Source organism: Clostridium sp. MB05, assembly GCF_046581255.1.
Lineage (GTDB): Bacteria > Bacillota > Clostridia > Clostridiales > Clostridiaceae > Clostridium.
This window is the reverse complement of the sequence record NZ_CP174370.1, coordinates 1,872,027-1,884,232: the sequence shown is the minus strand read 5'-3', so window position 1 is coordinate 1,884,232 and position 12,206 is coordinate 1,872,027. Positions and strand designations below refer to the sequence as shown.

Here is a 12,206-nt window from a genome sequence, read left to right as displayed (position 1 = left end):
AATAATATTTACAAGTTTTTTTAATCTTCAATATTTAATTCTTCTTTTGAAACTAGAACCTGCCTTGGTCTACTTCCATCTTTTTCAGAAATAACACCACGTTCCTCAAGTTCATCCATTATTCTTGAAGCTCTATTAAAACCTATTCTAAGCTTTCTTTGAAGGAATGATGTAGATGCTTGATTATATTCTATAACAACCTTTATTGCTTCCTCTAAAAGTTCATCACCATCTTCTGAATCTTCAACTCTGCCACCTTCTTTTATTCCATTTTCTATATGCTCAATTATAGATTTTTCATAGTCAGAATTAGATTCTTCATCCTTTATAAAGTTTACAACCTTTTCTACTTCTTCTTCTGATATAAATGCCCCTTGAACTCTAAGAGGTTTATTTTCACCTATTGGACAATATAACATATCCCCTCTTCCAAGAAGCTTCTCAGCTCCAGTAGAATCTAGTATTGTTCGAGAATCAATTCCTGATGAAACTGCAAAGGAAATTCTTGATGGTATATTAGCCTTAATTACACCTGTAATTACATCTACAGAAGGCCTTTGTGTTGCAATTATTAAGTGCATTCCTGCAGCTCTAGCCATTTGAGCTAATCTACATATATAGTCTTCTACATCATTTGGACACGCCATCATTAAATCTGCAAGTTCATCTACAATCATAACTATATATGGTAACTTTTCTTCAATCATCCCTTTTTCATACAGAGCATTATAGCTTTCTATATTTCTTACAGATGAATCTGCAAATAACTTATATCTTTTATTCATCTCATTAACTGCCCAATTTAAAGCTGCTGCTGCTTTTTTAGGATCTGTTACTACTGGAATTAAAAGGTGTGGTATTCCATTATAAACGCTAAGCTCTACCACCTTAGGATCTACCATAAGTAGTTTTACTTCATTTGGACTATATTTATATAATAGACTAACTATAAGTGTATTTATACATACAGATTTACCTGAGCCTGTTGCACCTGCAATTAACATATGAGGCATTGTAGCTAAATCTCCAACTACACATTTTCCTGTAATATCTTTTCCTAATGCAAAAGCTAACTTTTTATTTGAAGTTTCAAACTCTTTAGAGTCTAAAACTTCTCTTAAAAATACTGATGTTTGTTTATTATTAGGAACTTCTATTCCTATTGCCGCTTTTCCAGGTATAGGAGCTTCCATTCTTACACCACTCGCAGCAAGTCCTAATGCTATATCATCTTGTAAGTTTACTATTTTTGAAACCTTTACTCCAGGACTTGGTTGAATTTCAAATCTAGTTACAGATGGTCCCTTCGTTACTTGAACTACCTTTGCATCTACTCCAAAATCATTAAGTATCCCTTCAAGCTTCCCAGCATTTTCTATAAGTTCTTTTTTATCTTCACTTTTAAGCTTCATTTTGCTATTTATATTTAAAAGTTCTACTGATGGATGCTTGTAAATTTTTTCTTCTTTTTTCTCATCTATTAAACTTTCTTCTATTTCTTTACTAACTACATCTTTAACTGTATTATCTAACTTTTCTTTTTTCTTAGCTCTTTCATCAACCTTTACTTCTTTATTGAAATGATTTTCTGCAATTCTTTCTTCATCAAAAACTTCTACATTAAAAGGATTAATCTTTTTGCTTTCTTTAAATTCTTCACCTGAATTTTCAATAGCATTCTCATCTAATGATGAATTTTTCATAAAATCTAGAATCTTTATTTTATTATTTATTCCAGTTATAAATTCTTCTCTTTCCTTTTCTTCCCTCTTTGGTACAACATCTATTAAAGGAGTATTTTCTTTTTCCTTTACTATATTAACTTCCTTATTCAAAGCTTTTTCCTTTGTTTTAAGCTTTTTACTTTTTTCTTTAAAAAACATAACTATATCGTATAATGTTATATCAAAAAGAAGTACTGTTCCTATAACCCATAAAGCCGAATATAATATATATGAACCAATATAACCAATAAGTCTACTTAAAGGGTAAGATAGCAGATGTCCTAATAACCCACCATGAATACCTTTTATACTTACAATTTCAATCCATGTATTATAAAAACCATCTTTCTTTTCTAATATATGAATACTACCAGTAGAACATCCTAATGTTATAGCTAATATAATAAGAGTTATTCCAAAAAATCTTCTTGTTACTTTGATACTTCCTTTTGAAGCTATACTATGATATCCAAAATAAATTAAATATAACGGAAGTACAAAAGCACTAACCCCTACTAACTTATATATTACCTCCCTTGATAAAATAGATAAGGCACCTGCCCAAGTAGTATAAATTGCTATAGCTAATAAAATTCCTACAGCTATATAAATTATACCTTTAATATCTCCATTTTCTTTTATATCACTTTTTTTATTAGTGTCCTTCTTTTTACTAGTATTTTTTGCCTTAACTCTAGACACATAATCACCTCGCTGTTTTCCCATTTACTGTAAGTTACTCATTTACATAATAATATTATAAACTTTATAGAAAAAAAAGCAATTTAAATAACTACCTATTATTTAAACTGCTTAAATTAATATATCATATTATAAATAAAAACTGTCATTTTCATAAATTTCTATATCTATTCTTCCTTTTCTTCTGTCAATTCCTTTTCTTTTTCTTCTATTAATTTTTTTAATTTACTTAAGGCATCCTTTATTCCCCCTACTTCATCTATAAGCCCACAATCTACAGCTTGTTTTCCTATTAAAATAGTTCCCATGTCATTTAATAATTCATCCGATTTTAACATCATTTCTTTTAATTCATTTTTATCTATTTTTGATGTTCTTACTATAAAGCTATCTATTCTTTCCTGCATTTTTTGGAAATAATTAAATGTTTGAGCTACACCTATAACAAAGCCATTCATTCTTATTGGATGTACAATCATTGTTGCTGAAGGTGTTATAAATGAATAGCTAGATGAAGTTGCTAAAGGTACTCCTATTGAATGTCCACCACCAATTACTATTGATACTGTTGGCTTTGAAAGAGAATTTATCATTTCTGAAATAGCCAATCCCGCTTCAACATCTCCTCCAACTGTATTTAATACTATTAATACACCTTTTACATTATCATTTCGCTCCATAGAGATGAGTTGAGGAATTACATGTTCATATTTTGTTGACTTAGATTGAGCTGGTGAAACTTGATGTCCTTCTATTTGTCCTATTATTGGTAATATTTGAATGCTTTCATCTTGCGCTACTTCGTTTGCAGTTCCGAACTCTTTTATTTCTTCTCTTTTTTCTTTAGATTCTCTTAAATCTTCTTCATTTTCTATATCTTTATTTCCATCAGTCGATGAGTAAAAAAAATTATTCATAATAAAATCCTCCTATACAGTATTATTTTGCACAGGAGGATTTATTTTATTCACCTAAGTTAAATGCTTTATGAAGTAAATTTAGTGCTTTGATAATATTCTCTGATTGAATTAAACACCATATAGTCATATTAGAGTCAGCTGTTTGAAGAATTTCTATTGAACCCTCTGATAGGGTTTTTATTATTTTTGCCATTATTCCAGGGACTCCATTCATTCCAATACCTACTATAGCTATAGTGCTACAGTTTTCTTTTATATTGTAATTTATCTTCACTTCTTTAAAGACTTTTTCTAATTTTTCCTTTTTACATGAATCTATGGTAAAAATTTGTTCAGTTGGAAATATATTTATAAGATCTAAGCTTATACTACTTTTTGCTAAAGTTTCTAATAAATATCTATAATTAGTGTTATCTTTATTTTCTTTTAATCTTACTGTTACTTGTATTCTATTATTTAAATGTGTTATTCCTGAGATAACTTTTTTATGATCACTTGTCCCGTAACTGTTTACTAAAGTTCCCTTGCAATCATTCATTGTATTTTTTATAACTATTGGAATATTAGCTCTTCTTGCACACTCAACAGCTCTTGGATGTATAACTTTTGCCCCCTGATCTGCAAGTTGAAATATTTCATTGTAACTTATTGTGTCTATTAATGCTGCATCTCTTACTATTCTTGGATCAGCAGTCATTATACCATCTACATCTGTATAAATTTCAATTGCTTCTGCATTTAATGACATTCCTAATATACAAGCAGATGTATCACTTCCACCTCTTCCCAAGGTAGTTAAATATCCTTTTTCAGTTACACCTTGAAAACCTGTAACAACTGGAACTTTACCACTCTCTAAAATGTTTTGTATATTTTCTAGGTTTGTGTAAATTAGTTCAGCTTCGGAAAAGCTATCATTTGTTATAATACCTGCTTGACCTCCAGTAAGTGGAACTGATTGAATGCCTTCATTTATTAAGACATTACTCATTAATACTGAACTTATTATTTCTCCACAGCACATAAGCATATCTGTTGCTTGTAGGTTATTTCTCTTAAAATTATTATCTAATAATGATAATAAAGTATCTGTAGCATAAGGTTCACCTCTTCTTCCCATAGCAGATACTACTACTACAGGAGAAAAGCCTTTATTTATTGCATTTTTAACCTTAGATACTACTTGATTTCTTCTTTCTTCAGTAGATACAGATGTACCTCCAAATTTTTGTATAATTATTTTCAAGTAATAACCTCCCTAAGTTATGCTCTTGCCCTCCTTATCTTTTCCTTATCAGCTGAAACTACAATAACATTTGCTCCAACTTTAGTTACATAATTCCAAGGAATTTCTACATATTCTCTTCCTCCAAATAAACCCAATTTACTTCCAGCAACAGCAGCAACTACAAATTGTAAATTTCCATCTTCATCAATTATAAAATCTAGAGCTTGTTGAGTATCATATTTTTCTGCTTCTTCTGTATTAAATATTTCAAATCTTTCTAAATCACTAAGAAGCCTATACTTATACTCTCTTTTAGGATCTTCTTCATAATATTCCCCTTTTCTTTTATCGCCTCTTAACATAAGATTCACCTCCATACTATCTTATGTAAATCTTATGCTAATTAGAGATAATTTAGTACATAATATTATGGTAATATTATATACTTTTTAACCCTTCATTATTAGAGTTATCATAAGCTTTTATATTAGGCTCTATAATATGATTTAACTTTTCCCATTCTATATCTTGACCTACATATGATGAGCTTATTATGCCTGGTTTAAAGCAAGTATCTAATACATATTTTATGTCTTCACTATTTATATTGTTAATTCTTTTTATTACTTCTTCTTGAGTTTTAATCTTATTCTGAAGCAACATGCTTTTTGCATTAGCAAACATTCTAGATGAAGTACTTTCTAATCCTAATATATAACTTGCTTTTATTTTTTCTTTATTAATTTCTAATAAATCTTTTGAAATTCCTTTATCCGCAAACTTTTTAAGCTGCTTATTAATTACATCTAAAGCTTTATCTGCTGATTGCTTACTTACACCTGTATATATATTATTTATTCCTACGCCTAAATATGGTTGACCATATGAATAAATAGTATAGCAAAGACCTAATTCTTCTCTAACATTTTGGAATAATACAGATGATGCTCCTCCTCCAAAAACATTATTTAAAAGGACTAATGCATAAGATTTTTCGTGAGCATATGGTAATCCATTTAAAGTCAAATTTATATGAACTTGTTCTATTTGTTTATTTGTATAGTTACTTTCATTAAGTAAAATAGGTGTCTTGTATTCAGGTACATAGTGTCCTTCACTTTCCCAAGAACCAAAGTTTTCTTCTATCATCTTCATTAACTCTTTTTCATCAAATTTTCCACAAACAGATATTACTGAATTATGCGGTGCATAATGAGATTTAACAAATTTCTTTATCTTATTACTATTAAATGATTTTATATTATCTATACTCCCAAGTATAGGATATGATAATGAATTATCGCCAAATACTGCTTTTGATTGATTATTATCTAAAACATCTTCTGGAGTATCTTCACTCATATTTATTTCCTCAATAACTACTCCTTTTTCTTTTTCTATTTCTTCGTCATCGAATTTAGAATTTAATATCATATCAGCTAGTATTTCTATAGATAAATCTAAATGTGTACTTAAAGCTTTTATATAATAGCAAGTTGCCTCTTTACTTGTATATGCGTTAATTTGTCCACCTACATTTTCTATTTGTTGAACTATCTCCTTTGAAGTTCTATTTTCTGTTCCCTTAAAAAACATATGCTCTATAAAATGAGATATACCATTTAGCTCTAAGTCCTCGTTTCTTGAACCATTTTGAACCATCACCCCAACACTTATTGAATTTACATGATCTATATATTCTGTTACAACTCTTAATCCATTTTTTAATGTATATATATTGTACATAGCTCCTCCTCTTTATCCATTTTAAATTTATTCTATATTACTATTATTCTATATTATTTTAGAGTTATGTAATACTAATTATTTATATTTAATTAAAATTTTATCATATAAAGAAAAAAAGGCAATAAATTGCCCTTTACTAACTTTTTTTCTATTCGCTTTTTTCTGTTTCACCTTCTGAATCATCAGTTAATGCATCTTTTCTTGAAAGATTAATTCTTCCTTGATTATCTATTTCAGTTACCTTAACTAATATTTCATCTCCCACAGATACAACATCTTCAACCTTATTTACTCTTGCCTTATCTAATTTTGATATATGGCATAATCCTTCTTTATTTGGAAGAATTTCAACGAAGGCTCCAAATGTAGCTATTTTTGTTACTTTTCCTAAGTAAACTTCTCCAGCTTTAACTTCTTTAGTTAAGCCTTCTATAATAGCTATTGCTTTATTTACGCCATCATGATCTGCTGAAGATACAAATACTGTACCATCTTCTTTAATATCAATTTTAACTCCAGTTTCATCGATAATCTTGTTTATAACTTTTCCACCTGCACCTATAACATCTCTTATCTTTTCTGGATCAATACTTATTATTAAAGTTTTAGGAGCATATGTTGAAACTTCTTTTCTTGATTGTGGAATACATTCACTTATTTTATCTAATATATGCAGTCTAGCTTTTCTAGCTCCCATTATAGCATCTTCTATAACTTTAAAGCTTAAACCTTTTATTTTAGTATCAACTTGTATTGAAGTAATACCCTCTGTAGTTCCTGCAACCTTAAAGTCCATATCAGCAAAGAAGTCTTCTATTCCTTGAATATCTGTTAAAACTTCTTCTTTTGAAAAGTCTTCTGAAGTTATAAGTCCCATTGCTATACCAGCAGCTGGTCTCTTAAGAGGTACACCCGCATCCAAAAGAGCTAACGTACTACCACAAACTGAAGCTTGTGATGTAGAACCATTAGAGCTTAATACTTCTGATACTAATCTAATAGTGTATGGAAACTCTTCTTCTGAAGGTATTAATGGCTCTAAAGCTCTTTCTGCTAAAGCTCCATGTCCTATTTCTCTTCTTCCTGGTCCTCTAAGTGGTCTTACTTCACCTACTGAATAGGCTGGGAAGTTATAATGATGCATGTATCTCTTAGATTCTTCTTCACCTATCCCGTCAATTATTTGAATATCACCTACAGCTCCCAATGTAGCAACTGTCATTACTTGAGTTAATCCTCTTGTAAATAATCCTGTACCATGAGTTCTTGGAAGAATTCCAACCTCACAAGAAATTGGTCTAACCTGATCAAAGGCTCTTTCATCTGGTCTTCTGTGATGATTTAAAAGCATATCTCTTACAACTTCTTTTTGTAAGTTATAGATTATTTCTTTTACATCAGCTAGGTTTTCTGGATACTTTTCTTCAAATTCTTCATAAACCTTTTCATTTACTTCGTCCATTGCAGCATTTCTTTCATCTTTATCCTTTATCCACATAGCTTCTTTAATCATTTCACTAGCATATTCTTTAATAGCATTTTCTAATTCTTCACTTGGCTTATATAGTTCTGGAACCATTTTTTCTTTTCCAAATCTACTCATAGCTTCTTCTTGGAATTTGATTATATCTTGACAACTATCAAATCCAAATTTAATTGCACTAATCATAACATCTTCTGGAATTTCTTGACCGCCAGCTTCAATCATCATAACTCTTTCACTAGTTGCGCAAACAGTTAATTGAAGTTCACTTTCTTCTCTTTCTTTAGATGTTGGGTTTAAAATGAAGTTTCCATCGATTAGACCTACTTGCACAGCTGCAACAGGTGTTGTAAAAGGAATGCTTGATAAACATAATGATAATGACGCTGCATTAATTGCTAGAATTTCTGGTAGGTTATCCTTTTCAACTGATACTACTGTGCAAACAACTTGCACATCATTTCTATATCCCTTTGGAAATAATGGTCTTAAAGGTCTATCAACTGCTCTTCCAAATAATATAGCATTTTCTGAAGGTCTACCTTCCCTCTTAATAAATCCACCTGGAATTTTTCCTACTGAGTATAATCTTTCTTCGTATTCTACGCTTAGTGGAAAGAAATCTATACCCTCTCTTGGTTTTTCTGAAGCATTTACATTAGTTAAAATAACTGTGTCTCCATAGCTAATAAATGATGCTATATTTGATAACATCCCAACTTTTCCAAATTCTAATTTAAGCTCTCTACCAGCTATAGTTGTTTTCATTACATTGTTCATTTTGTAACCTCCCTTCGGGCTTATCTCTTATCATTTAAATTTGTTAAAATAATAGAGCGGCTTAAAAACCGCTCTAAAGACTATCTTCTTAAGCCTAATTTTTTGATTATAGCTCTGTATCTTTCGATATCTTGAGCAGCTAAGTAATTTAAAAGACCTCTTCTTTGTCCAACCATCATTAAAAGACCTCTTCTTGAGTGGTGGTCTTTCTTGTGCATCTTTAAATGACCAGTTAAAGAATTAATTCTTTCTGTTAATAAAGCGATTTGCACTTCTGGTGAACCAGTATCTCCTTCATGTCTTCCGTGTTCTTTAATTATTTCTTGCTTTCTTATTGCGTCCATTGTTCGCACCTCCGTAAAATTATCCCCTATATCCAGGAAATGAGCTAGCACCCTCATATCTTAGAATTAGGTTCTTCTTTGCTATTATAACAAATCATATACATATTGTAAATTATAAATTTATATAAATTATATTACTATATCCTTATCTTTTGCAAATTTTTCATCTTTTTTTATTTGTGCAACAAGTTCTTCTAAAGAGTTAAACTTTATTTCACCTCTTATTCTTTCTATAAAATAAATTTTAATCTCCACACCATAGATTTCTTCATTAAAATTTAATATAAAAGTTTCTATAGTTAATTGTTGCCCATTTACTGTAGGATTATTCCCGACAGATGTAATTCCTCTGTAAATTTTATTTTTATATTCTACATTGGTATAATAAACTCCTTTTTGGGGAATTATCATTTTCTCATCAAACTCTAAATTTGCAGTTGGAAATCCTATAGTTCTTCCAAGTTTTTTACCATGAATAACTTTACCTTTAATTAAATATGGCTTAGACAACATCTTAAAAGCTTCTTCTACATTTCCCTCTAAAATAGCTTTTCTTATTCTTGTACTACTTATTACATCATCTTTATACGTATATGGTTCTATTATATACAATTCGTATCCATATTTTGCTTGAAGACTCTCTAACAGCTTTACTTCACCTAGATTTTTATATCCAAACTTAAAGTTAAAGCCAACTACAATTCCTTTTACATTATAGTCTAAACAAAGCAATTTTATAAAATTCTCTGCCGACATTGACATAAACTCTTTAGTAAAGCTTCTAAGGACTACTATATCTACATTTTCTTCTTCTAAATACTTAAGTTTTGTTTCTAAATCCATAATTAATTTAGGTGCATTTTCTGGATTTACTAATGTTTTAGGGTGATTCTTATATGTGAACACCATGCTTTTCCCATTTTTTTCTTTAGCTATTTCTACAGTCTTTTTTACAAGAGATAGGTGTCCACAATGAAGTCCATCAAAGCTTCCCAACGCAACATAGTTACCCTTTTCCTTCTTATCCATAATAATATCATCTATTACTATCATATCCTGCTCCCCTAATTAATTAATAATTTTTCTATTTTAAAGCCCTGATGATCGCTTTTTCCAAGTCCAATAAAATTTCCACTTTCATCATAAACTCTATATAGTTTTCCTAATTCAACATTATCTTTAGTAAATCTCTTATCAAAAACTTTAACGCCATTAATTAAAAGCTTTGAAAATCTATTTAAAACTATTAATTTATTATAGGTATCTAATGCATCTTCTATACTTATAATATAATTCTCTATATTCTCTGAATTTATATTATCTATATTAATGGATTCTTCTTCAGTAAATTTGGATGTCTTTCTTCTTTTTAGCTTTGTCATTGTAGCTCCAACTCCCAAAGCCTCACCTATATCATAACAAAGACTCCTTATGTAGGTCCCTTTAGAACATGTTACCTTCATTCTAATATAGGGATTATTTATTTTAATATCTTCTATTTCATATATTTTAACAAGTCTACCTTCTCTTTCTACTTCTATGCCTTTTCTTGCTAGTTCATAAAGTCTTACCCCATTTTGCTTTATAGCAGAATACATAGGCGGTATTTGAGAATATTCACCTTTAAATAAATAAATAGACTTTAATATTTCTTCCTCTTCTATATTAGAAGGATCTTTTTCATCTATTATATCTCCCTCTAAATCATATGTAGTAGTTTTTATACCAAGCTTAAATTCTACTTCATATACTTTATCTGAATTCATTATATAATCTATAATTTTAGTTCCTTTTCCTATACATACCGGTAAAACTCCACATGCTTCTGGATCTAATGTTCCAGTATGTCCTACTTTACCAGTAGATGCAGCTTTTTTTACAATTCTAACTACATCAAAAGAAGTCATACCAGTATTCTTAAAAATATTAATTACACCGTCCATTACAACAACTCTTTCTCTATTTCTTCTAGAATTTTATCCTTAGCCTCTTCTAATTTTATCCCCTTTAGAGTTATCCCTGCTGCTTTTACATGGCCTCCGCCACCTAATTTTTCTGCAATATTTCTAACATCAAAATTATTCTTTGATCTTAAACTTGCTTTAGAACCATTTTCTACTTCTTTAATTAATACGGCAACTTCAACACCTTTTATTTGTAATCCAAAAGAAATTATATCTGATGTATCTCCTATTTCTACTCCTAACTCTTCCCCATAAGAAATAGGAATTTTAATAAGAGCCACTCTTCTATCAAACAATAATTCCATATTATTTAGAGCTTTACCTATTAATCTAATCTTCTCAAAACTTTTATTATCAAAAAGATTTTGATGTATGTTTGTATTATTTACACCTATGTTTTTTAATCTTGCTGCAATAGTATGAGTTCTAAAGGTTACATTTGAATGTCTAAAAGCACCTGTATCCGTAACTAATGATGTGTAAAGGCATGTTCCTATTTCCCTTATGTCATCCTTTTCCTCATTAAAATTTAAACCTAATATTTCTAATAATTCAAATACTATTTCTGCTGTTGCTGCTGCCTCTGTATCTACATAATTTAAATCTCCATACTTATCATTTGAAATATGGTGATCCACATTTAATATACTTCCTTTAAAATTATCTAAGTTTGCAGATATTCTTTCGTAATTTCCACAATCTAGAACTATAACTATAGGAGTGTCTTCAGTTGGAGATGTTAAATTTCCTGTAGCTTCATTTGCAGCAGAAAGAAATTGAAGATTTTCTGATATTATATCCTTTGAAATTAAATAAGCGTCCTTTTTTATACTTCTAAGTCCATTTAATAGTGCAAGTGCACTACCTACCGCATCACCATCTGGTGATACATGGTAGGTAATGCCTATTTTTTTACTATTTAAAATTGCTTTACTTACTTCTTGTAAAGTAGCCATCTATTTTTCTCTAGCCTTTTCTATAAGCTCTTCTATCTTCATACTATAGCTTATAGAGTCATCAAGTTCAAATAGAATTTGAGGAGTATTTCTCAAATTTATTCTTTGACCTATTTCTTTTCTTATATATCCGCTTGCACTTTTTAATGCTGCAAAGGTTTCATTCTTTTCTTCTTCATTATTTCCAAATATACTTACAAATACCTTTGCATATCTTAAATCCTTTGTTACTTTAACTGCTGTAATTGAAACCATAGCCGTCATTCTAGGATCCTTGATTTCATCTCTTATTATAACGCTTATTTCTCTTTTAACTTCTTCGTTTATTCTTCCGCCTCTGTAATTAGCCATTTAAA

At 29.7% G+C, this 12,206-nt stretch carries 11 protein-coding genes; all 11 read right to left on the bottom strand.

The window, feature by feature from the left end:
* Positions 1-20: 20 nt before the first annotated feature.
* Entirely contained in the window at positions 21-2,426 is a 2,406-nt protein-coding gene (locus ACH36K_RS08785) for a DNA translocase FtsK 4TM domain-containing protein (protein WP_411170675.1), read from the bottom strand.
* Positions 2,427-2,593: 167 nt separating this feature from the next.
* Positions 2,594-3,343 carry a ClpP family protease gene (locus ACH36K_RS08780; RefSeq protein WP_411170552.1) on the bottom strand — a complete coding sequence of 250 codons (750 nt, stop codon included), beginning with the start codon at positions 3,341-3,343 and terminating at the stop codon, positions 2,594-2,596.
* A 46-nt stretch (positions 3,344-3,389) separates the two neighbouring features.
* A complete protein-coding gene (dapG, locus tag ACH36K_RS08775; RefSeq protein ID WP_411170551.1) occupies positions 3,390-4,592 on the bottom strand; it encodes an aspartate kinase in 1,203 nt (400 codons plus the stop codon).
* A 17-nt stretch (positions 4,593-4,609) separates the two neighbouring features.
* The gene (locus ACH36K_RS08770; protein WP_411170550.1) at positions 4,610-4,936 is read right to left on the bottom strand and encodes a YlmC/YmxH family sporulation protein; all 327 of its coding nucleotides are present in this window, start codon (positions 4,934-4,936) and stop codon (positions 4,610-4,612) included.
* Positions 4,937-5,012: 76 nt separating this feature from the next.
* On the bottom strand, positions 5,013-6,320 hold the full coding sequence (locus ACH36K_RS08765; protein ID WP_411170549.1) for a M16 family metallopeptidase: 1,308 nt from the start codon (positions 6,318-6,320) through the stop codon (positions 5,013-5,015).
* A 151-nt stretch (positions 6,321-6,471) separates the two neighbouring features.
* Positions 6,472-8,586, bottom strand: coding sequence for a polyribonucleotide nucleotidyltransferase (locus ACH36K_RS08760; protein ID WP_411170548.1), 2,115 nt, complete (start codon positions 8,584-8,586; stop codon positions 6,472-6,474).
* 80 nt (positions 8,587-8,666) lie between these two features.
* Positions 8,667-8,930 (bottom strand): 30S ribosomal protein S15, encoded by a 264-nt coding sequence (gene rpsO / locus ACH36K_RS08755; protein WP_411170547.1) that lies wholly within the window; start codon positions 8,928-8,930, stop codon positions 8,667-8,669.
* A 129-nt stretch (positions 8,931-9,059) separates the two neighbouring features.
* On the bottom strand, positions 9,060-9,983 hold the full coding sequence (locus ACH36K_RS08750) for a bifunctional riboflavin kinase/FAD synthetase (protein ID WP_411170546.1): 924 nt from the start codon (positions 9,981-9,983) through the stop codon (positions 9,060-9,062).
* 11 nt (positions 9,984-9,994) lie between these two features.
* Positions 9,995-10,873, bottom strand: a complete 879-nt coding sequence (gene truB / locus ACH36K_RS08745) for a tRNA pseudouridine(55) synthase TruB (protein ID WP_411170545.1) — start codon at positions 10,871-10,873, stop codon at positions 9,995-9,997.
* The gene (locus ACH36K_RS08740; RefSeq protein WP_411170544.1) at positions 10,873-11,850 is read right to left on the bottom strand and encodes a DHH family phosphoesterase; all 978 of its coding nucleotides are present in this window, start codon (positions 11,848-11,850) and stop codon (positions 10,873-10,875) included. The genes truB and ACH36K_RS08740 overlap by 1 nt, the downstream gene beginning before the upstream one ends.
* A complete protein-coding gene (gene rbfA / locus ACH36K_RS08735; RefSeq protein WP_411170543.1) occupies positions 11,851-12,201 on the bottom strand; it encodes a 30S ribosome-binding factor RbfA in 351 nt (116 codons plus the stop codon).
* Positions 12,202-12,206 lie beyond the last annotated feature (5 nt).

What these genes read in the sequence shown, in the direction of transcription:
- ACH36K_RS08780 (WP_411170552.1), bottom strand. Translation starts at nt 3,343, where the DNA reads ATGAATAATTTTTTTTACTCATCGACTGATGGAAATAAAGATATAGAA.
- ACH36K_RS08770 (WP_411170550.1), bottom strand. Translation starts at nt 4,936, where the DNA reads ATGTTAAGAGGCGATAAAAGAAAAGGGGAATATTATGAAGAAGATCCT.
- ACH36K_RS08765 (WP_411170549.1), bottom strand. Translation starts at nt 6,320, where the DNA reads ATGTACAATATATATACATTAAAAAATGGATTAAGAGTTGTAACAGAA.
- ACH36K_RS08760 (WP_411170548.1), bottom strand. Translation starts at nt 8,586, where the DNA reads ATGAACAATGTAATGAAAACAACTATAGCTGGTAGAGAGCTTAAATTA.
- rpsO (WP_411170547.1), bottom strand. Translation starts at nt 8,930, where the DNA reads ATGGACGCAATAAGAAAGCAAGAAATAATTAAAGAACACGGAAGACAT.
- ACH36K_RS08750 (WP_411170546.1), bottom strand. Translation starts at nt 9,983, where the DNA reads ATGATAGTAATAGATGATATTATTATGGATAAGAAGGAAAAGGGTAAC.
- truB (WP_411170545.1), bottom strand. Translation starts at nt 10,873, where the DNA reads ATGGACGGTGTAATTAATATTTTTAAGAATACTGGTATGACTTCTTTT.
- ACH36K_RS08740 (WP_411170544.1), bottom strand. Translation starts at nt 11,850, where the DNA reads ATGGCTACTTTACAAGAAGTAAGTAAAGCAATTTTAAATAGTAAAAAA.
- rbfA (WP_411170543.1), bottom strand. Translation starts at nt 12,201, where the DNA reads ATGGCTAATTACAGAGGCGGAAGAATAAACGAAGAAGTTAAAAGAGAA.